Source organism: Mycobacterium sp. NGS66 (assembly GCF_059812225.1).
This window is the reverse complement of the sequence record NZ_JCALCG010000002.1, coordinates 463,747-488,719: the sequence shown is the minus strand read 5'-3', so window position 1 is coordinate 488,719 and position 24,973 is coordinate 463,747. Positions and strand designations below refer to the sequence as shown.

The following is a 24,973-nucleotide window of genomic DNA, read 5'->3' as shown; positions in this document are numbered from 1 at the left end:
GCGCCTGCTGGTAGCGGTTTACCGGTGGAGCCAAGGCTCGCGCGGAGATTAGGCCGGGGCAATCCCCGAGCTGAGCACGCGGATGGCGCTGACCAGCCCGTCGACCAGGTCGCCCTGCTCGAATGCCGACGAAGCGGCGGCAACCCCGAGCGGCGCCGCCGACTCCGCGCCGCGACCGCGCAGCGCCGAACCGTACACCACCTCGATGACGCGCTGGTTGGGTGAGACGGCGAGCAGCACGGCGTGGTCCGGAGTCGGTACCTTGGCCAGCATCTCGCGCGCCCGCGCGGCGGTGTCGCTGCCCAGGTCACCCAGGTAGATGGCGAACCGCGCATGCGACGCCCGCGAGCCGTATTTCAGGGCGTCGTCGATGGCGACGAGATCCTTGATGGAAAACGGGTAGTGCACGGAGAGCTCTCCGGGCTCGGTGACCCCGGACAGCCGGCCGCTGGTGGTCAGCGCCCAGCCCCTGGGGAGCTCGGTCGGCTCGATCGTCGCAACCTCACCATGTGCCACTGGCGCCACCTCCCACCGTGAACTGCGCTTCGCCGTGACCGTCGTGTCCATGCCCGCCGCCGACCGCTTCGTCGGTGGCGGCCCACAGGATCGGTGGATGTGTCCAGGGCTCGGACAGTTTGTAGGTCGCGGGGTGGGGCCCCTTGCGCGACCAGATCAGCAGTGCCAGCACCGCCACCAGTACCAGCGGGATTCCGACGATCAGGAGATGGATCTGCAGAACGCTCACGACGCAAACCGTATCCCACCGGCGGTGCCGCTGCAGTCAGGACTCGAGATTGCGCTCAGGCTGCGCCTTCGCCCAGGTACCGGGCCCACGAGGGGTCCAGTTCCTTGACGGTGGACAGCAGACGCCAGTGCTGGCCGGTCGGCGCCAGCGGCGTCCGGCGCAGCGCCCAGCCGAGTTCGGCGAGCAGCTTGTCGCCCTTGCGGTGATTACACGTCGAACAGCATGCGACGCAGTTCTCCCAGGTATGGTCGCCACCACGACTCCGCGGCACCACATGGTCCACGGTGTCGGCCTTGCCGCCGCAGTAGGCGCAGCAGAAGCGGTCGCGATGCATCAGCGCGGCCCGGGTCATCGGCACCCGGGCGCGGTAGGGCACTCGCACATACGTCCGCAGTTGGATCACCGACGGCACCACGATCGACCTCGTCGCCGAGTGGATTACCGGCCCGGCCGGGTCGTCGTGCACCACGTCGGCCTTACCGCACATCACCATGACGATCGCGCGGCGCATGGGCAAAGCGGTGAGCGGCTCGTAGGTGGAGTTCAGCAGCAACACCCGCCGTCGGCTCCATATCGACGCGCTCTCGTGACGGGTGGGCGGATGGGTGTCGGCACGCGGATAACCCTCGACACTATGTAGGCACGGCGCGGCCGGTGGGCCGGTTAATCCTGCCGCGGCACCGGAACTGCGGTGGCTGCGGCGTCTCTTGCGCTGCGCCATAAATCCTCCGCGGAACAGTCCACCATGATTCGACGCCAAACGCATCCATATTGCAGGTGCGTGCCGTGACGACCCCGTGAACAACCGGCGCCATCCACCGGCTGTGGCGATGCCTCACAATGGGGGAGATGGATCAGGTGCAACAGTCTTTCTACGACGCTGTCGGCGGTGCCGAGACCTTCAATACGATCGTTTCGCGCTTCTATGCGCAGGTCCCCGAGGACGAGATACTGCGCGAGGTATATCCGTTAGACGACCTCGAGGGCGCCGAGGAGCGGCTGCGCATGTTCCTCGAGCAGTACTGGGGTGGCCCGCGAACGTACTCCGACCGGCGTGGCCATCCCCGGCTGCGGATGCGTCACGTCCCGTTCCGGATCACGCCCATCGAGCGGGACGCCTGGCTGCGGTGCATGCACACCGCGGTGGCCTCGATCGACTCGCAGACCCTGGACGACGAGCACCGCCGCGAGTTGCTCGAGTACCTGGAAATGGCCGCCCACTCCCTCGTCAACTCTCCCTTTTGATGGGCGCTCAGCCATGGTGGTCGGACGCCGTCTTTTACCAGGTGTATCCGCGGTCGTTCGCCGACAGCAACGGCGACGGCGTCGGCGACCTGGACGGGTTGACTTCGCATCTTGATTACCTGAAAGACCTTGGGGTCGACGCGATCTGGATCAATCCGGTCACCGTCTCGCCGATGGCCGACCACGGCTACGACGTCGCCGATCCCCGTGACATCGACCCGTTGTTCGGCGGCCTGGCCGCGTTTGAGCGGCTGATTGCAGCGGCGCACCAGCGGGGCATCAAGGTCACCATGGACGTGGTGCCCAACCACACCAGCTCGGCGCATCCGTGGTTTCGGGCGGCGCTGACCGCCGGGCCCGGCAGCGCGGCTCGGGATCGCTATTTCTTCCGCGACGGCGCCGGCCCGGACGGGTCGCTGCCGCCCAACAACTGGGAGTCGGTTTTCGGCGGGCCGGCCTGGACCCGTGTGGTCGAACCCGACGGCAATCTTGGCCAGTGGTACCTGCACCTGTTCGACGCCGAGCAGCCCGATCTGAACTGGGACCACCCGGATGTCTTCGACGACTTCGGGAAAACGCTGCGGTTCTGGCTGGAACGCGGCGTGGACGGCTTCCGCATCGATGTGGCGCACGGGATGGCCAAGCCGGCGGACCTGCCGGACGCCCCCGGCGACTCCAAGGTGTTGCGCCACACCGACGACGATCCCCGCTTCGACCACCCCAACGTGCATGCGATCCATCGGGACATCCGCGCGATCGTGGATGACTATCCCGGCGCCGTGACGGTCGGGGAGGTCTGGGTTCGCGACAACGTCCGCTGGGCGGAGTACCTGCGTCCCGACGAACTGCACCTCGGGTTCAATTTCCGGCTGACTCAAACCGAGTTCGACGCGGCCGAAATCCGCGACGCGGTAGACAATTCACTGGCAGCGGTCGCGCTGCAGGGTGCCACGCCGACCTGGACGCTGTCGAATCACGACGTGGGCCGCGAGGTCAGCCGCTATGGCGGTGGCGCGATCGGGCTGCGCCGGGCGCGGGCCATGGCGATGCTGATGCTCGCCCTGCCGGGTGCGGTGTTCATCTACAACGGTGAAGAACTCGGTTTGCCCGACGTCGACTTGCCGGACGAGGTGCTGCAGGATCCGACGTGGGAGCGCTCGGGACATACCGAACGCGGCCGGGACTGCTGCCGGGTTCCGATGCCGTGGTCCGGTGACACTCCCCCGTTCGGCTTCTCGACCTGTGCGGACACCTGGTTGCCGATGCCGGCGCAGTGGACGGCTCTGACCGTGGAGAAGCAGCGTGCCGATCCGGGCTCTATGTTGTCGTTTTTTCGTCAGGCACTCGAATTACGCAGGGGCCGTTCGGAATTTGCTGGCGGCGGTATCGAGTGGCTCAGCGCGCCGCGCGGGATGCTCATCTTCCGGCGCCCCGGCGGCGTGGTATGCGCCCTGAATGCCGGCAAGCGCCCGATCAAGCTGCCGCCCGGGAGGGTCATCCTGGCCAGCGCGACTTTGCGGGGCGATCGATTGCCACCTGACAGCGCGGCCTGGCTGGTATGAGGCGGATTGCATCCCATTTTGGTACCGTTTTGGTATGAGCACCCAGATTGCTGTCCGGCTACCCGATGAAGTCGTCGCCTTCCTCGATCGCGAGGTGAGCGAGAAGCGCGCACCCAGCCGCGCCGCAGTTGTACTACGTGCTCTCGAACGCGAGCAGCGCCGCCAGCTCGCCGCCCGCGACGCCGAGATCTATGCCGCCAGCGGACCCGATCCCGACCTCGACGCACTGGCCGAATTCGCCGCGAAGCTGTCCCTTGACGCCGAGTGATGCGGCCAATCCATCTCGCTCACCTCGACAAAACACGACCCGTCGTCGTCTTGACTCGCGAGCTTGTCCGGCCGCACCTTACGCGGGTAACCATTGCGCCCATCACCAGCACCATTCGCGGCTTGTCCACCGAGGTAACGGTCGGTACCGGGAATGGACTTGCGCAGACGTCTGTCGTCAGTTGCGACAACATCACCACCATCCCCGCAAACGCGATAGGACAGCATATCGGCTATCTGCTACCGGAGCAGGAGCCGCTGCTTTCTGAAGCAATCCGCGCCGCATTCGACCTGGAATAGCACGGTTGCCAACATAATTCAGCGCAGCATCAGCGCGGCCTGACCGCGGCGCCGGAACACCGAGCCGAACCGGGCGTCGACCCGTAGCCACGACGGCATGATCCGGACCCGGATGATTTCGTCGGCTTGGTCATCGGGTGCCTGCGGCAGGAAACCCATTGCGGTCAAAGCGAACACACAGCGCATGGGTAACCCGACGCTGACGTCGGCCGAGCTGACCCGAATCACCTCCTGGTCCAGCAGTGACGTCGGCGGACCATGAGAACTGCCGTGCTCCTTGGCAAGTCGGGCACCACTGGCTGCCAGGTCCAGCAGCACCCGAGCGGGCACGTCGTCCAGGTGGACAAAACCGGATTCCGGTGGCAGTGCGCCCCGCCATGCCGAATCCATCGGGAAACCGGGGTCGACGTAGCCGGAGGAGTCCATTGCCGAAAGCCCGCGGGCCAGCCCGTCCGCACCAACCGACATGTCACCCGGGCGCATTTTGCCGGCCACCACCCGGCTGGCCAACACGTCGAAACCCGTTGCGACCCAAGCGGTCAGCAGTCCGGCGGATCGCGCGCGGAGCCGGATGACCGCGGCGTCGTCGAGCCGCATCGCGTGGTCTACGAACGTGGCCAGATCGTCGCGGTGGGCCGCGTCGCGCAGCCAGAGCCCACGCTCGGGTCCCTGCGCTATTCCCTGATCCACCGTTGCAGATACTCCCGATGGTGTGGAGACAGGCGCACCAGCCGCTGTTCCTTGATGTGCACCGCGGCGAGTTGTGACTCGGCGATGACGGCCGGCTTGGACTTCTGATCGGCGTTGACCGAACGCACTTCGTAGCCCAGCGTGAAGTCGACCGCACGCAGCCGCTTGGTCCACATCGTCACCTGCAGCGGCGAATCGGAAAGGCGCAGTTGATCTTTGTAGGTGACTCGCACGTCGGCGATGAGCAGCCCGATGGTGGTGATGTCCGCGCCGAATGGCTCCTTGAGGAAGGGGACGCGCGCCTCTTCGAGGATGGTGACCATGGTCGCGTGGTTGATGTGCTGGTACATGTCGATGTCCGACCAGCGCACCGGCACCGGCGCGACGAACCCGACGCTCATCCAGACGATCCTCGTCCGCTGGTCCTTGTCATTCGGCGGATCTGTCGCGCCGCGACCGACAGCGTCGCGAGATCCTTGGCGCCGCTCTCGTAGATCTCGGTGAGCGTGCGGCGCGCCCGTTCCACCCGCGACGCACTGGTGTGTTCCCATTCGGCGATCTTCTCTTCGCCACTCTCGTCGGGCTCCCCGACAGCCAGCACGTCGAAACACAACGACCGCAGCGAGGCATAGATGTCGTCGCGAATTGCCAAGCGCGCCAAAGAATGCCAGCGGTCATGTCGGGGAAGCTGGGACACCGCGGTCAGCAGCCCGTCGGTGCCCAGCCGGTCCATCAGGGCGAAGTAGGTGTCCGCGACCTCGGTCGGCTCGATCTCGGTGATGTCGGCGATGTCGATGATGTCGAGCAGGCTGTAGCGATACAGGCCCGCCGCGACGCGGTAGGCCAAATCGTCGGGTGCGCCCTGCTCGGTGAATTCCTTGGCTTCCTTTTCGACGATGGCTTTGTCGTCACCGCGCAACCATTGCGACATCTGCGGCGTCAACGACCTGACCTTCGCGGCGAACCGGTTGATCTCCGCGCCGACGGCCAGCGGCTGCGGGCGATAGTTGAGCAGCCAACGTCCGGCCCGGTCGATCAGCCGACGGGTATCCAGGGTCAGCCGGTCCGACAGGGCGACCGGCAGGTCCGCCGCCAAGATGCGCCGCCAAATGTGGCCGATGCCGAAGATGGCGTCGGTGGCGACCCAGGTGCGCACCGCGTCGATCGAAGTGACGCCGACATCCTCGGTGATCCGGAACGCGTAGGTGATGCCGGCGGTATCGACCAGATCGTTGATCAGCATCGTGGTGACGATCTCGCGACGCAGCTGATGCGACCGGATCTCCGGGGTGAACCGCTGCCGCAGCGGCTTGGGGAAGTATTCCGGCAACCTGGACGCGAACACGTCCTGGTCCGGCAGTTCGGTGGCCAGCACATCCTCTTTGAGGGCCAGCTTGACGTGCGCCATCAACGTGGCGAGCTCGGGCGAAGTCAGGCCCATCCCGAGCTCGGATCGCCGGTGAATCTCCTTCTCCGACGGCAGCGCCTCCAGGTCGCGGTTCAGGCCACGTTCTGCCACCAGGTGCCTGATCTGATCGGCGTGCACGGGCAGCAGGCTCGGAGCGTTCGCCCGGCTGGTGCCCATCAGGTCGTTCTGGTCGATGTTGTCGGCCAGCACCAACTGCGCAACCTCGTCGGTCATCGATTCCAGCAGCGGGGTGCGCTCGTCGGGCTGGACTTTGCCCGCCGTGACGAGCGAGTCGATCAGGATCTTGATGTTGACTTCGTGGTCGGAACAGTCCACGCCCGCCGAGTTGTCCATCGCGTCGGTGTTGATGCGCCCACCGGACAGATCGAACTCGACGCGACCCAGGGCGGTGACCCCGAGATTGCCGCCTTCGCCGATTACCTTGGCGCGCACCTGATTTCCGTTGACCCGCACCGGATCGTTGGCGCGGTCTCCGACGTCGGCGTCGGATTCGGTCTCCGCCTTGATGTAGGTGCCGATGCCGCCGTTGAACAGCAGGTCCACCGGAGCCTGCAGGATCGCCCGGATCAGAGCCGGCGGCGCCAGCTCTTTGACGTCCCCCTCGATGCCCAGGGCGGCGCGGACCTGCGCGCTGATCGGAATGGTTTTCTGGTCGCGGCTGTACACCCCGCCGCCCTCGCTGATCAGCGACTTGTCGTAGTCCTCCCAGCTCGAGCGGGGTAGGTCGAACATCCGCTTGCGCTCGTCCCAGGAAGCACCGGCGTCGGGGTCCGGATCCAGGAAGATGTGCCGGTGGTCGAACGCGGCGATCAGCCGAATGTGCTTACTCAACAGCATGCCGTTGCCGAAGACGTCGCCGCTCATGTCGCCGATGCCCACGACGGTGAAGTCCTCGGTCTGGGTGTCGACGCCCATCTCGCGGAAATGCCGTTTGACCGCCTCCCACGCACCCCGAGCGGTGATACCCATCGCTTTGTGGTCGTAGCCCACCGACCCGCCGGAGGCGAACGCATCACCCAGCCAGAAGCCGTAGGACTTGGCGACGTCGTTGGCGATGTCGGAGAACGTGGCGGTGCCTTTGTCGGCGGCGACCACCAGGTAAGCGTCGTCGCCGTCGCGCCGAACAACTTCCGGGGGCGGATTGACGTCTCCGGTCGCGTGGTCGACGTTGTCGGTGACGTCGAGCAGCCCGGAGATGAACAGCTGATAGCAGGCAACGCCTTCGGCGCGGGCGGTGTCGCGATCGGCGACGGCGTCGCCGGTGGGCAGCGGCGGCTTCTTCACCACGAAGCCGCCCTTGGCGCCGACGGGCACGATCACGGCGTTCTTGACCGCTTGCGCCTTGACCAGGCCCAGGATTTCGGTACGGAAGTCGTCGCGGCGGTCGGACCAACGCAGGCCGCCCCGGGCCACCGGGCCGAAGCGCAGGTGCACGCCTTCCACCCGCAGCGAGTAGACGAAGATCTCGAACTTGGGACGCGGCAGCGGCAGCTCGTCGATCAATTGGGCGTTCAGTTTGAGCGCCAGCACGTCGCGGCTGCGGGCCGAACCTTCGCGTGTCACAAAGTAATTCGTCCGCAGCGTGGCCTGAACCAACGACGCGAAGGCGCGCAGGATGCGGTCGGTGTCCAGGCTGACCAGCGCGTCGATGTCCGCCGCGACCTCGGCGGCGGCCGCTTGCGCATCGCGACTGCCCGACGCCCCCGACGGCCCGGGGTCGAACAGCGCCTCGAACAGGTTGACCAAGGACCGCGCGGTGGAGGCATGCTCGTTGAGCACCGATTCGATGTAGGACTGGCTGTACGGAAAACCGGCCTGCCGCAGGTATTTCGCGTAGGCGCGCAGCAACACGACCTGCTGCCAGGTCAACCCTGCCCGCATGACGAGTTCGTTGAATCGGTCGACCTCGACGCGGCCCTGCCAAATCGCGGTCACCGCGTCGGCGAACCGCTGTGCCATTTCGTCGCGTTCGGACTCCGTCGCGGCAACGGGGATCGTCGGATGCGGCGAGATCCTGAACTGGTAGATCCACACCGGCAGCCCGTCGGGCCGGGTCACCGTGAACGGGCGCTCCTCGAGCACCACAACGCCCATGCTCTGCAGCATCGGCAGTAGCTCGCTCAGCGAGGCGCTGCGCCCGCCGAGGAACCAGGTCAGTCGGGCGACTCCGCGCTCGTCGCCCTCGGCGAACACCAGCTTGACCGAATCGTCGGCCAAGTCGTTGACGATGGTGATGTCGTTGATGGCGTCGGCCGGCGTGACGACCTGCTTGTAGGCCTCGGAGAAGGCAGTTGCGTAATGTTCGGCGTCGGATCGTGAGACGGCGCCGTGGGAGAGGTCTGCCGCGGCTTGGATCAGGCGATCGGCCCAGGTGCGGGCGGCTTCACTGAGCAACGCCTGGATCCGGAGCCGATTGGCTTCCGACACGTCGACCGGGGCCGCATTCGGGTCTCCCTCGGGCAGCCGCACCATGAAATGCATTAGCGCCCAAGGTGATTCGCTGACCCGAGCGGTGAATTCCAGGCGCGTCCCTCCGAACTCGCGAACCAGGATGTCTTCGATCTGCAACCGCACCGCGGTGGTGTAGCGGTCGCGGGGCACATACACCAGGCAGGACACGAAGAACTGCAGGCGGTCGGCGCGCAGGAACAACAGCGCACGCCGCTGCGACCCCAGATCCACCACGGCTTTGGCCATCGCGAACAGCCGTTCGGCGCTCAATGTGAAAAGCTCCGGCCGCGGCATGGTCTGGATGACGTCGAGCAGCAGTTGGCCCGGGTGGGCGGGGTCGCTGTCGGCCATGGTCAGGGCCTTGCGTACGCGTCCGGAGATCATCGGGATCTCCAAGACGTCGGCATTCATGGCCGCGACGGTGAACAGGCCGACGAAGCGGTGCTCCAAAACGCCGCCGTCGGCCAGGTTCTCGCGAATCGCGATGGCGTACGGGTAGGCCCCGTAGCGCAGGTAACTGCCCACCGCGGCCTGAGCAAGGACAAGCAACTTGGTGTCGTCGGTCAGCCGGGGACGGGTGCCGGAGCGGGCGCGCAGTACGCCCAGGCCGGTGGTGCCGTCGCCGATGACCAAACCGTCCTGCACGCGGCACGGCTGGTAACCGAGCAGCAGGAAGTTTCCGTCGTTCAGCCAGCGCAACAACGCCGCAACCTCTTCGCGGTCCGGCGCCGAGTAGCGGCCGTCGGCGTTGCTGTCGACTTTTCCGGCCAGCTCGCCCAGCATGGCGATCATCCGCGCCGCGTCCGCCGCGACGCGCTGGACGTCGGCCAACACCTTCGGCAGCAGGCGTTCGACCTCGGCGAGGGTCTTGCTGTCGACTGACGGGGAAAGCTGGACGTCAATCCACGCCTCGCCGACATAGGGCGAGCTGCCTTCGGGCTTCGGTTCGATGCTCAACAACTCGCCGGTGGGGCTGCGATGTACGTCGAACACCGGGGTCATGATCGCTGTGTAGGCAACGCCGAGCCGGTGCAGCAGCACCGTGACGGAATCCATCAGCATGCCGCCGTGGTCGGTCACCACCTGCAGCGCGGGCCCGAAGCCGCCGGGGTCGTCTGCCGGGTGGACGCCGACGCAGCTTTGACCGGCCGGCCGGAACTCACCGAGCCGATAGTGGGCGCCCAGCATCGCCGGCGTCACCAGCGAGGCGGGGTCGGCCGCCGGTGCGGCCTGCTCTGCGTCGTCGTGCGGACCTCGATAACTTTCGACGTAGGCCTTCGAGATCCACTCCGGGATGTCGCTGCTCTGCGTGAACGAGGTCCACGCCGCGACGTCGTGCCTAGCTCGGGGATCGATCGTCATGCCGATTGCTCCCAACTCGCGACGGATACCACGCTCTGCGAGACAGTGGCAGAGCTGAGACTAGTCGCGTGTGAGCCTGCGGTGGGTCACTCTGTGCGGGCGAGCGGCTTCGGCGCCGAGGCGTTCCACTTTGTTCTCTTCGTATGCGCCGAAGTTGCCCTCGAACCAGAACCACTTGGCTTCGTTGTCGTCGTCGCCTTCCCAGGCCAGGATGTGGGTGCACGTCCGGTCCAGGAACCAGCGGTCGTGGGAAATCACCACCGCGCAGCCCGGGAACTTCTCCAGTGCGTTCTCCAATGAGCCCAGCGTTTCGACGTCAAGGTCATTGGTTGGTTCGTCGAGCAGGATCAGGTTGCCGCCCTCCTTGAGGGTGAGCGCCAGGTTGAGCCGGTTGCGTTCGCCACCCGACAACACCCCGGCCGGCTTCTGCTGGTCGGGGCCCTTGAAGCCGAACGCCGAGACGTAGGCCCGGGACGGAATCTCATTCTGGCCGACCTGGATGTGGTCCAGCCCGTCCGAGACGACTTCCCACACGGTTTTCTTCGGGTTGATGCCGGCCCGAGATTGGTCGACGTAGCTCAGCTTGACGGTCTCGCCCACCTTGACGGTTCCGCTATCGGGCTGCTCGAGCCCGACGATGGTTTTGAACAACGTGGTCTTGCCCACGCCGTTGGGACCGATGACGCCGACGATGCCGTTGCGAGGCAGCGTGAACGACAGGTCCTTAATCAGCGTGCGTCCCTCGAACCCCTTGTCGAGGTGCTCGACCTCGACCACCACGTTGCCCAGCCGCGGACCGGTGGGGATCTGAATCTCCTCGAAATCCAACTTGCGGGTCTTCTCGGCCTCGGCGGCCATCTCCTCGTAGCGCTGCAGGCGTGCTTTGCTCTTGGCCTGACGTGCTTTGGCTCCGGACCGGACCCAGGCCAGCTCTTCGGTCAACCTCTTCTGCAGCTTGGCGTCCTTGCGGCCTTGTACCGCAAGGCGTTCCGCCTTCTTCTCCAGGTACGTGGAGTAGTTGCCTTCGTAGGGATAGGCACGCCCGCGATCCAGTTCCAAGATCCATTGCGCCACGTTGTCCAGGAAGTATCGGTCGTGTGTCACGGCCAGAACCGCACCCGCGTACGCGGCTAGGTGCTGTTCGAGCCACTGCACACTCTCGGCGTCCAGATGGTTGGTCGGCTCGTCGAGCAAGAGCAGGTCCGGTTTCGCCAGCAGCAGCTTGCATAACGCCACCCGGCGGCGCTCACCGCCGGACAGATGCGTCACGGGCTCGTCCGGCGGTGGACAGCGCAGTGCGTCCATGGCCTGCTCCAACTGTGAGTCGAGGTCCCACGCGTCGGCATGGTCCAGCTCCTCTTGTAGCCGGCCCATCTCCTCCATCAACTCGTCGGAGTAGTCGGTCGCCATCAACTCGGCGACCTCGTTGAAGCGGTCGAGCTTGACTTTGATGTCGCCGAGCCCTTCCTCGACGTTGCCGCGAACGGTCTTTTCCTCGTTCAGCGGCGGCTCCTGCAGGAGGATGCCGACGGTAGCGTCGGTCGCCAGGAAGGCTTCGCCGTTGTTCGGCTTGTCCAGCCCGGCCATGATCCGCAAGACGCTCGATTTGCCGGCCCCGTTGGGGCCGACGACGCCGATCTTGGCACCCGGATAGAAGCTCAACGTGACGTCGTCCAGGATTACCTTGTCGCCGTGCGCCTTGCGGACCTTCTTCATCGTGTAGATGAACTCAGCCATGCCGCAGTTATGCCTTTCTGGTCTTTCAGATCTATCTCGCGGCCCATCCTATGCACCGCCGAACAGGGCTGAGGCGGTCGCCCGACACTCCCCGCGAGCGGACGGTGGTATCCGCTCGCGGGGAAATGCCGTGCTAGGCCGATGGCGGCGACCCGCGACACCCGGCTGGTCGCCGCGCTTGCGGTCGCCGCTAGGCCGATGGCGGCGACCCGCGACGCCCGGCTCCGCCGCGCTTGCGGTCGCCGCTAGGCCGACAGCGGTAGGGCGGAGCGGCCACTCGCGACCGCGGCCGGCTCGGCTGGGTCAGCTGTCGTCACGCTGCCCTCGTGAGGGGCGTCGCTCCCGGCTATCGCGGGCGCGGGACCGTCACCCGAGGCCCGACCCGTATAACCGGGCTTCTCGATGCGCACGATCGCCCGGGACACATCCGGCCCCACCGACGTGGCCCGCATCTCCAGCGACGATCGACGGATGCCCTCCCGATCCTCGTATTCGCTGGTGTAGACGTGGCCGACCACGATCACCGGCGCGCCCTTGCCCAGTGCAGCGCCCACGCCGGTGACCAGCTTGCCCCAGCAGTTGACGGTGATGAACAGCGAGTTTCCCGGTTCCCAGCTGCCGTCGGCGGTGCGGCGCCGCGAGTTGCTGGCCACCCGAAACTTGATGACCTCCTGGTCGCCGACCTGGCGGCGCTGCAGATCGTTGACGATGTGACCGACGACGGTGAGCGGTGTTTCAAACATTGACTCGATTCCTTCCTAGTTCCAGGCAGCACTTTTGCTTGGTGCCCATTCAGCGCCGGGGTACCGACAAGCCGGGCAAGTCTTCGTGGTGGCCGTCCCGGGCTGTGCAGGAAGTCGTGACTGTGGATAAGAGCACCGGCGGCCATGTGATTCGCGGGCGGAAACCCCTGGGCGACGCCGACGTCGGCCCGGAACCGAAAGGACCGAGCGCCGAGCCGGTAAATTTGCAGGCCTCTTCTCGACATTTCGCTGCAGATTTACAGCTTCGGCGAAAGACGTTCACCAAGTCGCAGCGAAAGACGTTCACCAAGTCGCGGCGAAAGACGTTCACCAAGTCGCAGCGAAAGACGTTCACCAAGTCGCAGCGAACGGCGTCCACGAGGTCGCGGCAATAGCCAGTCCTAGCGGCGCGCGTCGCGACGCGCGAGTTCTGCCAGCATCGCGTTGTAGGCGGCCAGGTCGGCATCGTCGTCGCGTTCGGCCGCCCGGTCCAACCGCCGCGCGGTGCGCCGGTCGCTGCGCGCCCACTGCACCAGCAACGCGATCATCACCAGAACCAGGGGCAGTTCCCCTGCCGCCCAAGCGATTCCACCGCCCAACCGTTGATCGCCCAAGAGATCGGTATGCCAGGTAAGTCCCAAAGACCGGTAATAATCGCCGCCGAGGACCCGGCGAGTGCCCATGAGTTCGACGCCGAAGAACGCGTGCAACGGTAGCGAGGCGAACACCACCGCCACCTTGGCCAGCGGCGGGATCGGTCGCGGCGGGGGGTCCACCCCGATCACGATCCAATAGAACAGATAGCCGCTGAGCAGAAAGTGCACGTTCATCGCCAGATGACCGGCGTGACTGCCCACCGCATCGTCGAAAATGCTGCCGAAATAGAGCCCGTAGAACCCGGCGACGAACAGCACGGTGGCGACCACCGGGTTGGTGAGGAGCCGCGAGAATCGGCTGTGCAACGCGGCCAACAGCCATTCCCGCGGACCCGGCGGATCGTCTCGGCCGGCGGCCGGCAGCGCCCGCAGGGCCAGGCTGACCGGGCCGCCGAGCACCAGCAGGATCGGCACCAGCATGGACAACCCCATGTGGGCCACCATGTGCATGCTGAACATCGCCGGCATGTATCGACCCACACCCGACGAGGTCACAAAAAGCAACGCTCCACAGCCCAACAGCCAGGCCAGTGTCCTGCCCGGCGGCCAGGTGTCGCCGCGGCGGCGTAGTCGCAGTACCGCGGCCACGTACAGCCCTGCCAACACGATTGCCGCGGTGCCGAAGATGAGGTCGAACCGCCAGTCGAACAGCACCCGAGCCAAGGTTGGCGGCCCGTCCAAGTCGTAGCCAATCTCGGCTTCGGGAATCGACGGTATCCGGATGGGCGGTGGTGGCGGCGGCGTGCGGCCCAGCCCGACGGCGATCCCGAAGGTAAGCCCGAAAACCGCTGCCTCGATCAGCGCCAGCCGAATCAGCAACCCCGTTGGCGGTCGCGAATCCGCTTGCAGCGCAGCGACTCCCGCGCGCCGCTGGCGCCAGCCCAGGATGCCCAAGGCGCACAGCGCGACGAATTTGGCGACCACCAGCCGTCCATAACCGGTGGTCAGCAAGTCCGACGGCAGCACCCGCACCACGGCGTTGACGGCGCCGCTGAGCGCCATGGCGATCCAGCACCACAATGCGATCGCGGAGAAGCGCCGGACCGCCAAGTCAGTGTGCTCGCCACCGCGCAGCACATGGGTGAGCAAAGCCAATAGGCCACCGGCCCACAGGCTGGCGGCGACGAGGTGGATCAGCAGGCTGTTGGTGGCCAGGTCGTGCGAGCCGCCCGCCGCGGAGTGACCGGTCAAGCCGAGGGGCACCAGCGTCACCAATGATCCGGCCAGCAGCAGCGGTGTCCACGACCAGCGCAGCACCGACAGGCTGGTCAGGGTGACGATGATGGCCAGCGCCGCGGTCCATCGCCAGGCCGACGCGGCGGTGATCATGCTGGTCACCGACCACAACGTCGAAAAGTTCAGGTGCTCGGTGACCGGATGACCGGAGACGTCAGAGATGGTCAACGGAACCAGCAAGACGGCACACACCGCCCAGATTCCCGACGCCACCGTTCCGAGCCGCAGGGCGCGGTATCCGCCGACGTCGAGCACCCCGGTGCGCTGCGGCGGCACCAGGAACGCGGCGCACAGGAACGCCCCGACGGCCAGCACGGCGGCGATCTCACCGACCGCGCGGACGAACGGCAGGCCCAGCGTGGTGGCCGGGCCGGGATTGGGCAAGCCGGTGGCGGCCAGAGCGTTCGCCAGGGACAACGCCCCGATTCCAGCCGCCGTGCCACCCGCAAGCACCGCGACGCCGGTCACCAGCGGCCAGATCAGACCGGCGGGGCGGGCAACCGTCATCCACCCAGGGTATGGGCGGGCGCCCGGGCTACTGAGCTTGGCTCTCCGCCTTGTCTCGGGAGCGCCCCCGACGGGCCTGGGACTCCCGGGCGCGAAATTGGTTACGCGCGATTTCTGCGACGTGGTCGAAATCCCGCAGGATGTTGCGCAGTTCGCCGCGGAACGCGATCCGGCGCTCGGCGAGGTCGGGCGCTGGCGCGATCAGATCCTGGTCGGCGACCACCTGGCGTGCGGTGGCGAAAAGCAGCGTCGACACCGGTTCGCTGCTGCGCACCCGGCCCTGCGCCACGTATTGGCGACCGACGCCCAACGCCAACCGGGTCAGTTCCTTCTGGTCCACGTCCGGTGGCGTATCGCGCAACACGTCGGCGACGATTTCGTAGGCCTCGAAGAACACCCGCAGCATGGCGTCCGACATCAACGGCCGCTTCGCGTACAGCATCGCGTCGATCTCGTCGCCGCCGGCGGCGACGTGGCTCTCCCAATCGTCGTGCCATGCCATCTCTTCGGCGATGTTGGCCTTGAACGCCGTCGACTCGGCGAAGTAGAAATCGAACTTCAACAGGTCGCGCAACCGCATCGCCTGGGCCCAGAAGGCCTCCATGCGGTCGCCGGATGCGTGCCTTGCATGCGCCAGCGCCAGCTCGACGATGGAGGTCTCCAGGAAGGCGTGAATCACCGAGTTCCGGTAGAACGCCGCGGCGTGTTCGTGTTCGGGTGCGATGTACCAGACCGGTTCACGGCCACTGTCGACGCGGGAGACCGGGTGTCCGTTGGACAACGCGTCCACTGCCGCGCGCACCCCGTCGCGCGAGCGCAACCGCAGTGCACTTGTCGACATCGGGGTCTGCCTGCGTTCCAGGTAGTCGAGCGAATCCTGCAAGGTGTGATGCAGCTGATCGAGCGTCAGCGCGATGCCATGCGTGGTGAGCAGCAATGCCGACACCAGACCCGTCGCCGTGATTGGCGTCGCCTGCAGAATGCGCCAGGCGACCTCAAACGACATCTTCTGCATGGCAAGTCGTTTGGCGTCCTGGTCGTGAGCCAATGGCCCGTGCGGCGGCCCGAGATACTGCCGCATCGAGACCGCCTCGGGGAAGCGGACGTAAATCTTGCCGTAGTTACGCTCGCCCTGCGCCTTGATGAAGTTGTAGAGCCAGCCGAAGCCCTCGGGCGTCTTCTCCCCGCCGCGCGCGTATGCGGCGTATTCGGCGACTTCGTGCAGCTGGTCGAAGCAGATCGAAACCCCTTGCAGCAGAATGTCATCGCTGCGCCCATCCAAGTAGGCATCGGCCACGTAGCTCATCAAACCGAGCTTGGGCGGCAACATCTTTCCCGTGCGCGACCGGGTGCCCTCGATGGACCAGCTCAGGTTGAACCGCTTCTCGACGACATAGCCGACGTACTCCTTGAGCACGTACTTGTACAGCGGATTGTCACCGATGTTGCGGCGGATGAAGATTACCCCCGAGCGCCGCATGAGCGGGCCCATGATGCCGAAGGACAGGTTGATCCCGCCGAACATGTGCACCGGCGGTAACCGGTTGTCCTGCATGGCAACCGGTATCACAGCGCCGTCGATGTAGGAGCGGTGGGAGAACAGCAGCACCGCGGGATGCGCCTCCAGCGCGGTGCGCATGGCCGCGACCTGGTATTCGTCATAGTCGAAGTCGGGATCGAATCCGCGACTGAGCAGCCGGCCCAGGACGGATATCACGTCGACGGACGCCTGGCTCCATCCGGTCGCGAGCTCGTCGAGCATTTTCCCGGCTTCCTCGACGGTGGCCCCCGGGATGCGCTTGAGCCCGTCACGAAATCGCGCCGATGCCAACATCTCTGGCTTCACCAGGCGGGGCGACTTGTATTGCGGTCCCAGCACCCGGTACTCCGCGCGGGCCAGCGCCAGGATCGCCCGCCGGGTGACGAATTGCGCGAAATCGCGCGGGTCTTCTCCGACGGTAGTGTCACGCCACTGTTGGCGCAGTTCGGACACCTTGGCCGACTCGCCGGTCAGTACCTTCGCGCGGCGCGGGTCGGTACGCACGATGCGTTGTTGCTGACGCTGGTTGGGGTGGTAGGGATCGCGCCCGGGAAGCAGCCCGGCCACCTTGTCCAGCTTGCTGCGATCGGCCGGGGGCAACCAAATGACCTGCACCGGAAGGACGGAGCCGTCTCCCCCGACGTCGGAATCGAGGTACTCGACAAGCGCTGTCAGCGCCGACGGAGGTGCCGTCCGCGGCGGCAGCTTCAACACCTCGAACTTGGTCTCCGGATGCCTATCCCGTTGCCGGCCTAGCCAATCCATGACGAGTTGCAACTCGACCGGAGTATTCATCGACGCCAGCACGAGGGTGTCTTGTGCGGTGACGATGGCGCCGGAGTCGGCGACCGGGTTGGTCACGTTCGTCCTCTGGACCCGCTTGTCGATGCTGCGCTCGCTTGGTCGGTACTGGGCTGTGCGGAGTTGACCGACGTCCTGGCGGTGGACTTCTTCGCGGTGGACTTTTTAGCGGCGGACTTCTTGGCCGCCGTCTTGGTCGCTGCTTTCTTGGCCGCAGTCTTCGCGGGCGCGGCCTTTTTTGCCGCGGCCTTCTTTGGTTGCGCCTTTTTCGGTTGCGCCTTTTTCCCAGCAGTCGCCTTGCCGGTCACGGACTTTCGGGCGCGCTTGGGCGCCGCCTTCCTGCGGCGGTAGATGTCGAACTCAGGCAACTCATCGACCGGCCAGTCGGCGAGGGTATCCAAATACAGTTGCCGCACCTCGGCGATGCGCTCGGGCAATGTGTCCAGCGTCCAGTCGTCGACCGGTATGGGTGGGAACACCGCGACGTCGACGGTGCCCGGATTCATGATCGTCGAATTGCGCGAGGCGATGAGCTCGGCATTGCGAATCACGATGGGAACGATGGGAATTCCCACCGCCATCGCCATGCGAAACGCCCCCTTCTTGAACGGCCCGACTTCGGTCGTGTCGAGTCGGGTGCCCTCCGGGGCGATCACGATCGACAGGCCGTTCCTGGCGCGCTCTTCGACGGTGTGCAGCGTCTCCACCGCGGCGACCGGGTCGTCCCGGTCGATGAATACGCCGTCCAACAACTTGCCCAGGGTGCCCATGATCGGGTCGCTTTCCAGCTCCTTCTTGCCCACGGCCACCCAGTTGTCTTTCACCAGTGCACCGGCAATGACCGGGTCAACCTGATTGCGGTGGTTGAAGATAAAGACCGCGGGGCGCTGCGCGGTCAGGTTCTCCTTGCCTATGACGTTCAGATGCACCCCGGCTGTGGCCAGCAACGACTGCGAAAAGTACGAGGTGAAGAAATTCACCCCGCGGCGTCGGCTGCCGGTCAAGATCCCCCATCCGACCGCCCCGGCCGCCACCGGGAACATCGAACCAAATCCGGCGAGCGTGCGGATTTGCCGTTGCAGTCCCACACCGCCGCGGCTGTTGAACCTCAGGATCGGCCAGCCGCGGCGCTTGGCAACGGCCGCCATCTTGCCCTCCGGGTTGGTCGGCCGCGGGTTGCCGACCAAATACATCAGCGCAACGTCCTCGTCGCCGTCGGCGTAGAAGTAGCTCTGCTTGAGGTCGATGTCGTGCTCGGCCGCAAAGCGTTGCACCGCAGCGGCTTTGCCCGGCCCCCACAGGATGGGTTTAAGGACGCGACCGGTGAGCATCCCCTCCTCGTCGGTCTCGAACTTGTTGGTCAGCAAGTTGTTGATGCCCAGGAAGCGGGCCACCGGGTTGACCTGGATGGTCAGCGCCGACGAACTGAGCACCACGGTGTGGCCACGCGCCACGTGGGCCCGGACGAGCTCACGCATTTCCGGGTAGATCCGCGACTCGATCCGTTGGGCGAACAACCGCTCACCGATCTCGTCCAAGTCGTCTATCAGTCGTCCGGCCAGCGCCGTGGCGGCCTTGCCGATGAGGTCTTCGAACTCGATGCGCCCGAGCGTGTGGTTCAAGCCGGCCTGAACCATGCCGAGTAGTTCGCCCACACCCATGTCCCGGCGCCGCAACCGCTCCTGGGTGAGGATGACGGCGGTGAAGCCCGCGACCAACGTCCCATCCAGGTCGAAGAACGCGCCGACCTTCGGTCCCGGCGGACTGGCCATGATTTCGGCGACCGACCCGGGTAACCGCAGATCCTTCGACGACCTGCGTTCGTCTTGCTCTCGGGAAGCCGTCATGAGCTCGACACCGATCGAGACGCCGAACCGTTGGGCTCAGCGGTAAACGAAGCCGGCACCGCGCGCGCCGCGCCTGCACCGGTGAGCGCCAAGATCTCGTCGAATCCGTCGAGCAGACACTTGGCGAACAACGCCTCCTCGCGGACCGACGCCCGATCGTAGCGGGCGGTGATGGTGCACCACCCGCCCCTCGAGATCAGCACCACCATCATCGCCACACCGGGTAGCGGCCCAACGCCGTACTGCCGCAAAATCTTTGCCCCCGCGATAAAGGTGTCGCCCGGATAGACCGGGACATTGCTGGCTTGCACATCCGAGCCGACCACCGAACTGGTAATCCCTTCGAGTACCGCGGTCGGCAGCACACTGAGCACCGGCGCCAGGGACCCGATGATGTTCATCGCGGGCTCGTCGCGGCGCTGGGTCATCTGGGCGCGGATCTTCTTCACCCGGGCCACTGGGTCGACGGTCCCCACCGGCGCCGCCAGGTTGACACCGGTGAATTGGTTGCCACCGGTGGCGTCACCTTCGGCGCGCAGGTTCACCGGCACCGCCATCGGCAGCGTGCTGATCGGCACGCCCAGCGCCTCGTGGTAGCGCCGCAGCGCACCGCACAGGCCGGCGAGGTAGGCATCGTTGATGGACCCTCCCGCGGCCTTCGCGGCTTTATGTAGGTCCGACAGCGGGATGTCGATCGCTTCGGTGCGACTGGCCAGGCTGCGCCGACGCAGCAGTGGTGAGGGCTCGGCCGCCCGGTTCATCACCCGCACCCCCGAAGCGGCGTAGCCGACGATCCCGGAAACGGTGGACACCGGATCCAAGATCGCTCGTCCGGCCGCGGACACCGCTCCCGACACGGCGCCGAGCACACCGCCGACGACGGCCATGGGCAGGTGGTTGAGGCCCTCCCGCATCAGGTCGTTCGGCGTGAGGTCTTGCGGAATGGGTTGCGGCGGCGTGGGTTTCGGCGGCGGATCGCGCTCCAAATCGTAAATCTCCGCAAACATCTCCACGCCGCCCACGCCGTCGGTGACCGCATGGCTGATATGCAGCAACATCGCGGCTCTGCCGTCGGCCAGCCCTTCCACCAGGGTGGCCGTCCACAGCGGCCGCGATATGTCCAGCGGGGACTGCAAGATGACCTCGGCCAGGTCGAACACCTCGCGCAGGGTGCCGGAACCGGACACCCGAACACGGCGCAGATGGAAATCCAGGTTGAAGTCGGGATCCACTACCCAGCGCGGCGCCGCCGTCGGCAACGTCGGCACTACGACCTTCTGCCGCAGCCGCAACACCTTTCGGGATGCGTTTTCGAATCTGGTCCGCAATCTGTCCCAGTCGGGCGTGGTGTCCAGCAGCTCCAACGCCATGATTCCGGAGCGGGTGCGCGGGTTGCCTTCACCGCGATGCAACAGATAATCGACCGGTCCCAGCTCGTCGGACAATCTCAAGGTCTCGACGGTTTCAGCCATTTTCACGACCCCGCCGACGCGCCAATCCCGTCACCGCCGCTCAAGCCTCCTGCTTTGCGTCCAGCCGTACCGATTGCCCACACAACGCTAGTCCGGTTGGCGCGCCGGTGAAAGCAGACGAGGACCGACTCAGCTGGCGGGGGTCGAGGCCAGGGGCAGCGGATCCATCATCGCGCTGGTACGCCGTCCGTAGACGACGCCCAGGAAGTCCGCGACGGCATTGGCGGCCAGCCGGGATCGCACCGTCGGCGTGATGTCGAAAGCGTGATGCGCGTTGGCCAGTTCGGCGTAGGCGACGGTGGTAGCACCGGCGGCCCGAAGCGCGGCGCAGAATGCGGTGGCCTGGCCGCTGGGAACCACTTCGTCCTTGTCGCCGTGCAGGACGAAGAAGGGCGGCGCGTCGGGGTGCACGTACGAAATCGGCGAAGCCGCCCTGAATCGCTCCGGTCCGTCGGCGTACCGGGCCTTCATCACAAACTGCTCGAGGAACGGCAGCATCATTTCGTGCATGTTGTCGAAGTCGGTGAAGTCGTAGACGCCGTAGTACGGGGCGACCGCTTGGACCGTGGTGTCCGCTGTTTCGAATCCAGGCTGAAACGTCGGGTCGTTGGCGGTCAGCGCGGCCAGGGAAGCCAGGTGCCCACCCGCGGACCCGCCGGTCATCGCGATGAAGTCCGGGTCGCCGCCATAGTCCCCGATGTTCTCGCGGACCCAGGCAATCGCTCGTTTCACGTCGATGATGTGCGCTGGGTACGTGCAGCGAGGACTCTTGCTGTAGTTGATCGACACGCAGATCCAGCCGAGCTCCACCATTCGGCTCATCAACGTGTAGGCCTGAGGACGTTTGCCATTGAGGGACCATGCGCCGCCGGGGACCTGCAGCAGCACCGGGGCACGGTCGCCGGGCGCGAGGTCCGAACGCCGCCAGATGTCCAGCAAATTATCCCGGCCTGCCGGGCCGTAGGAGATGTCGGAGGTGTGCGCAGCGTAGCGGCGGTGCGGCCCGGGCATCGGCAACAGGCCGGCGCGACGCGCCCGCGCCGACGGATCGCCCGCCGGATGGCATACCAACTCGCGAAAGTCCGGGCCGAACGATTCCTCGAGCGCGGCGGTCAGGGCTTCGTCCGCCCGCTGCGCGGCCCAGGTCGCGCCGACGCGGCCGATCGAACGGCCCGATACCCGCGACAAGGCGTGACCGGTGACGACATGCGGGGGAAACTCCGTCGACAGCCAACCGGCTACCCAGCCGACGGCGAACGGCGAGCCGCGCAGCAACAAAGCGCCGGCCCGGAAGGTATCTCTGGCGTCGGCCGCCAGCTGAGCTCCCTGTCGCAGCGCTTCGGCACCAGCCCGAGAGCACCGCGAAGTCACGTTCATGACCATGGTCAACGCCACCCCTCACGCGTCGTTGCGTAAACGGCTGATTGCCAGCCGGTGTAGCTCGTGTGTCGCGGCTCACACCATAACCGATAGTTGCGGACGGGCAAGACTTTTCGCGCGCGTCGCAGTGCAGAAAATCGGTCGCCCGACACCGTTCGATAGACTGACCTGCACATTGCCTCCGTAGCTCAGGTGGATAGAGCAAGGGCCTTCTAATCCCTAGGTCGCACGTTCGAGTCGTGCCGGGGGCACTCAATAGGGGCACTCAATAGGGGGCGCTCGGCAGCAGGGGGCACACGGGACTAGCGCGCGCTGCTAAGAAATGACGCTGCGAGGGAGTTCTCGGGGAGCGCTCGGGGCACTACTCGGAGCGCTCGGGGCACTACTGGGAGCGCTCGGGGCACTACTCGGAGCACTCGGCGCACTACTGGGAGCGCTCGGCGCACTACTCGGCGCGCTGGGGGCTTTACTCGGTGCGCTACTTGGGGCACTACCGGTAGAGACGGCTTCCGGGCAATACGCGTTGGCAGCGATCGCGGCGAACTTGGTGGCTTTGTCCGGGTTCAGTGCGGGGTTCTTGGATGTGAGTGTCTTGATGACATCCGACATCTCCGTGCCCCCGTTGACCTTGTCGCACACCCATTTACCTGCCCCGACCACCGCATCGGGGTCGGAATAGCTGATACCGGCCGCATTCAGTGACGCGATGAATGCGTCATCGGTGCTATCGGCGTGTGCGGGCATGGCCATGCCGACAATGGCGGCAAGGCTTGTCAGGGTCAAGAACAGTTGCTTCATAGTTCACCTGACCGTCATCGTCGCAGAGTGGCGATCAGCCTGCATCTCGTGCGGACAATTTCGCCGGCATCGCCGCATTAGGGCGCACAGACTCTGCACCGAACGCACCGGCATGCTCAGCCGCGCGGCAAACGTCTAGCGGTGCGGGCTGTTGGCGGGTGGTGCAGGTAGAGCCGCGAACAAGGCCGGATCGGCCAGAGTGACACTGGGCGGTACCTCGCCCGTCCGGGTCGCGACGACGGGCGTTTGGTACACCGTTCCTTGATTGCCGCATTCATTGGTGAGAACGGTTTCGGTCTGAACGCCTCGCAGCGTGCCGTCAGGCTGTGGCGTCAACGACCAACTCAGTGATGAGCTGTCGGTGACTGTTCCGCTTGTTCCTCGGCAGGGTTCTGGTCGATGCAGATAAGGCGTGTCCTGCCAATGGCCGTCGGCGAAGCGGAGAACGCGGGCACCACCCTTGGCCTCGTTGTGGTTGGAGTCGGCCAGCCGGGATCCTGTGGATATGCATCCCGTGGCCGTGCACGACGAACGAAACGCCCACCAATTACTGGTCTGGGCGGTGGCAGGGTCACCGGTTGTTGGGTTGCCGTTGGCCGTTTGCTTTGCCCAGTCGAAGTCCACGCGATAGGTGCCGTCGAGTACCGGACCCGCAGCTGCTGGGGCCGGGGCGCTGGTGGCCGGGACCTCGGTTATGGCCGCTGGGTCGGCGACGGTGACACCGCGCGGCACCTCGCCGGTCGGGATCACGACGACGGGGGTTTGGTACACCGTTCCTTGATTGCCGCATTCATTGGTGAGAACGGTCTCGGTCTGAACGCCTCGCAGCGTGCCGTTAGGCTGCGGCTCCAACGACCAGGTAACCGCTTCGGTCTCTGCACCTGCGACGACGGTTCCGCCTGCTCCGAGGCACCGCGGTTGCTGGATTTGGCTCTGAACAGGGGCGGCCTGCCAGTGACCGTCGACGAAATGCAACTCGTCTGTGGTAGCCGGCGTGCGTGCGACTTGAGGGTTGTGGTCATCGAGCCTGGTTCCGTTGGCAACGCACCCTGTGGGTCGGCACCATGAACGAAATGCCCACTGAGCGCTGGAGGTGTCGGTAGCGGGGTCGAGGGTGCCGTTCTTGGTCCGCTTTGCCCCGTCGAAGTCCATGCGATAGGCGCCGACGAGAACCGGACCTGGAGCAAAAGCGGCCGGAGTGCTGGTCGGCGGGCCGAAGACCTCATGGTCGATCATGTAGCCGACCATCCAGCCGAGGACGGTGATTACGGCGGCCGCTATCGCCCCGGTGAGCAGGATCTTGCGCCGCCGGCGTCCCAGAGCGCTCGGCGGCGACTGCGCTGTCGCGCTGTGTGTTGCACCGTCTCTCAACGTCATGTTCGGACCGTACCAAGCAACGAGCCGCGCTTCAGCGCAACTTTCTCGCCGTACCTGTGCACGGTGCAGCGCCAAGGCGGACCCGCGAAGTCTCGTGATCCGCCTGAGCGGCATGACCCATGAGGCTTAGACGGGGTTAACCGTGACTAAAGCGGCTCAGCGCGTGGCGATTCCGGCTCATTGGTAGCCCAGGCACTTCGGGTAGTTGCCGCGTCGCGAGCCGCCGCAGTGGTGAGCCGGGTAACCGTAAGCTGCTTATGTGGCAACAAGGCGCACGACGGCTAGCGCTCGATTGTCGGTGGACGACTGGATTCAGGCCGGCTTTGCGATCATCGCCGAGGAGGGCATGAAGGCACTGAAGATCGACCGGCTGTGTCAACGTCTTGGTGTCACGAAAGGCAGCTTTTATTGGCATTTCGACGATATGCCGGGATACCGCGGCGCCCTCGTGCAGGCCTGGGCCGAGCTGCGTGACGAAGACCGCCGAAAGTTCGAGGAGCTGGCCGCGCTGCCGCCGCGAGAACGTTTGTCGCAGATGATGAAGTCGTTGGTCAGCCCTCGCCATTGGACGCTCGAGCGAGCGATGCGCGAGTGGGCGCGTTCGGATGAGGCCGTCGCCAACAGCGTGCGTGCGGCCGACCGCCGGCTACGGCGCGCGGTGCGAAAAGCGTTCGAGGACTTTGGTTTTGACCGCGATGAGGCCAGCACGCGCGCCGACGCGACGTTCGCAGCCGGCATTGGTTTTCTGCACTTGTCCGGGTCAAGAGCCAACCCGCGAGAGGCGGCCCGAGCCGAGAGAGTTCTCGACCACATGCTGAAGCCGTAGCG

At 65.9% G+C, this 24,973-nt stretch carries 20 protein-coding genes and 1 tRNA gene; 6 read left to right on the top strand and 15 right to left on the bottom strand.

Translation table 11 applies throughout. The annotated features are described in order from the left end of the window. Nucleotides 1-48: 48 nt before the first annotated feature. The 3 genes from AC5Y2L_RS06755 to AC5Y2L_RS06745 all read right to left on the bottom strand — a co-directional run bounded on the left by AC5Y2L_RS06755 (nt 49) and on the right by AC5Y2L_RS06745 (nt 1,466). Nucleotides 49-516, bottom strand: a complete 468-nt coding sequence (locus AC5Y2L_RS06755) for a DUF5130 domain-containing protein (RefSeq protein WP_499934030.1) — start codon at nt 514-516, stop codon at nt 49-51. After that, nucleotides 503-736: an aa3-type cytochrome oxidase subunit CtaJ gene (gene ctaJ, locus AC5Y2L_RS06750; RefSeq protein WP_499934286.1), complete on the bottom strand. Its 234-nt coding sequence runs from the start codon at nt 734-736 to the stop codon at nt 503-505. Before ctaJ ends, AC5Y2L_RS06755 begins: the two co-directional genes overlap by 14 nt. 64 nt (nt 737-800) lie before the next feature. Continuing rightward, a complete protein-coding gene (locus tag AC5Y2L_RS06745) occupies nt 801-1,466 on the bottom strand; it encodes an HNH endonuclease (RefSeq protein ID WP_499934029.1) in 666 nt (221 codons plus the stop codon). Nucleotides 1,467-1,603: 137 nt separating this feature from the next. On the opposite strand from AC5Y2L_RS06745, the gene AC5Y2L_RS06740 reads away from it, so the two are divergent. From AC5Y2L_RS06740 to AC5Y2L_RS06725, 4 genes are read left to right on the top strand one after another with little or no spacing between them, the layout of a single operon-like run. Further along, a complete protein-coding gene (locus AC5Y2L_RS06740; RefSeq protein ID WP_499934285.1) occupies nt 1,604-1,990 on the top strand; it encodes a globin in 387 nt (128 codons plus the stop codon). Next, a complete protein-coding gene (locus AC5Y2L_RS06735; RefSeq protein ID WP_499934028.1) occupies nt 1,990-3,552 on the top strand; it encodes a glycoside hydrolase family 13 protein in 1,563 nt (520 codons plus the stop codon). Before AC5Y2L_RS06740 ends, AC5Y2L_RS06735 begins: the two co-directional genes overlap by 1 nt. Before the next feature lie 34 nt (nt 3,553-3,586). Further along, a complete protein-coding gene (locus AC5Y2L_RS06730; protein WP_499934027.1) occupies nt 3,587-3,820 on the top strand; it encodes a YlcI/YnfO family protein in 234 nt (77 codons plus the stop codon). Beyond that, nucleotides 3,820-4,119, top strand: a complete 300-nt coding sequence (locus AC5Y2L_RS06725) for a type II toxin-antitoxin system PemK/MazF family toxin (protein WP_499934283.1) — start codon at nt 3,820-3,822, stop codon at nt 4,117-4,119. Before AC5Y2L_RS06730 ends, AC5Y2L_RS06725 begins: the two co-directional genes overlap by 1 nt. 18 nt (nt 4,120-4,137) lie before the next feature. On the opposite strand, the gene AC5Y2L_RS06720 is transcribed toward AC5Y2L_RS06725, so the two are convergent. The 10 genes from AC5Y2L_RS06720 to lipQ form a co-directional block, all read right to left on the bottom strand. After that, nucleotides 4,138-4,797, bottom strand: a complete 660-nt coding sequence (locus AC5Y2L_RS06720) for a DUF8010 domain-containing protein (protein ID WP_499934282.1) — start codon at nt 4,795-4,797, stop codon at nt 4,138-4,140. Beyond that, nucleotides 4,794-5,210, bottom strand: a complete 417-nt coding sequence (locus AC5Y2L_RS06715; protein WP_499934025.1) for an acyl-CoA thioesterase — start codon at nt 5,208-5,210, stop codon at nt 4,794-4,796. Before AC5Y2L_RS06715 ends, AC5Y2L_RS06720 begins: the two co-directional genes overlap by 4 nt. Further along, nucleotides 5,207-10,051: an NAD-glutamate dehydrogenase gene (locus AC5Y2L_RS06710; RefSeq protein ID WP_499934024.1), complete on the bottom strand. Its 4,845-nt coding sequence runs from the start codon at nt 10,049-10,051 to the stop codon at nt 5,207-5,209. The genes AC5Y2L_RS06715 and AC5Y2L_RS06710 overlap by 4 nt, the downstream gene beginning before the upstream one ends. Nucleotides 10,052-10,111: 60 nt before the next feature. Beyond that, nucleotides 10,112-11,788 carry an energy-dependent translational throttle protein EttA gene (ettA, locus tag AC5Y2L_RS06705; RefSeq protein WP_499934023.1) on the bottom strand — a complete coding sequence of 559 codons (1,677 nt, stop codon included), beginning with the start codon at nt 11,786-11,788 and terminating at the stop codon, nt 10,112-10,114. A 245-nt stretch (nt 11,789-12,033) separates the two neighbouring features. After that, the gene (locus AC5Y2L_RS06700; RefSeq protein ID WP_499934021.1) at nt 12,034-12,531 is read right to left on the bottom strand and encodes a single-stranded DNA-binding protein; all 498 of its coding nucleotides are present in this window, start codon (nt 12,529-12,531) and stop codon (nt 12,034-12,036) included. Between the two features lie 401 nt (nt 12,532-12,932). Continuing rightward, entirely contained in the window at nt 12,933-14,930 is a 1,998-nt protein-coding gene (locus tag AC5Y2L_RS06695) for a bifunctional copper resistance protein CopD/cytochrome c oxidase assembly protein (RefSeq protein WP_499934020.1), read from the bottom strand. Nucleotides 14,931-14,958: 28 nt separating this feature from the next. Beyond that, nucleotides 14,959-17,331 carry a glycerol-3-phosphate 1-O-acyltransferase gene (locus AC5Y2L_RS06690; RefSeq protein WP_499934018.1) on the bottom strand — a complete coding sequence of 791 codons (2,373 nt, stop codon included), beginning with the start codon at nt 17,329-17,331 and terminating at the stop codon, nt 14,959-14,961. Beyond that, on the bottom strand, nt 17,328-19,118 hold the full coding sequence (locus tag AC5Y2L_RS06685) for an HAD-IB family hydrolase (protein ID WP_499934017.1): 1,791 nt from the start codon (nt 19,116-19,118) through the stop codon (nt 17,328-17,330). Before AC5Y2L_RS06685 ends, AC5Y2L_RS06690 begins: the two co-directional genes overlap by 4 nt. Further along, nucleotides 19,115-20,590, bottom strand: a complete 1,476-nt coding sequence (locus tag AC5Y2L_RS06680) for a WS/DGAT/MGAT family O-acyltransferase (RefSeq protein WP_499934015.1) — start codon at nt 20,588-20,590, stop codon at nt 19,115-19,117. The genes AC5Y2L_RS06685 and AC5Y2L_RS06680 overlap by 4 nt, the downstream gene beginning before the upstream one ends. Nucleotides 20,591-20,719: 129 nt before the next feature. Next, nucleotides 20,720-21,973, bottom strand: a complete 1,254-nt coding sequence (gene lipQ / locus AC5Y2L_RS06675; protein WP_499934280.1) for an esterase LipQ — start codon at nt 21,971-21,973, stop codon at nt 20,720-20,722. A 174-nt stretch (nt 21,974-22,147) separates the two neighbouring features. Between lipQ and AC5Y2L_RS06670 the strand changes: the two genes are divergently transcribed. Then, nucleotides 22,148-22,221, top strand: a tRNA-Arg gene (locus tag AC5Y2L_RS06670). Nucleotides 22,222-22,285: 64 nt separating this feature from the next. Here AC5Y2L_RS06670 and AC5Y2L_RS06665 read toward each other — a convergent pair. Together AC5Y2L_RS06665 and AC5Y2L_RS06660 are read right to left on the bottom strand one after the other, a co-directional pair. After that, nucleotides 22,286-22,714 (bottom strand): DUF732 domain-containing protein, encoded by a 429-nt coding sequence (locus tag AC5Y2L_RS06665; protein ID WP_499934278.1) that lies wholly within the window; start codon nt 22,712-22,714, stop codon nt 22,286-22,288. Nucleotides 22,715-22,903: 189 nt separating this feature from the next. Continuing rightward, on the bottom strand, nt 22,904-24,145 hold the full coding sequence (locus AC5Y2L_RS06660; RefSeq protein WP_499934013.1) for an Rv2253/PknI dimerization domain-containing protein: 1,242 nt from the start codon (nt 24,143-24,145) through the stop codon (nt 22,904-22,906). A gap of 259 nt (nt 24,146-24,404) precedes the next feature. On the opposite strand from AC5Y2L_RS06660, the gene AC5Y2L_RS06655 reads away from it, so the two are divergent. After that, complete coding sequence (locus tag AC5Y2L_RS06655) at nt 24,405-24,971, top strand: TetR/AcrR family transcriptional regulator (protein WP_499934011.1); 567 nt, start codon at nt 24,405-24,407, stop codon at nt 24,969-24,971. Nucleotides 24,972-24,973: the final 2 nt, after the last annotated feature.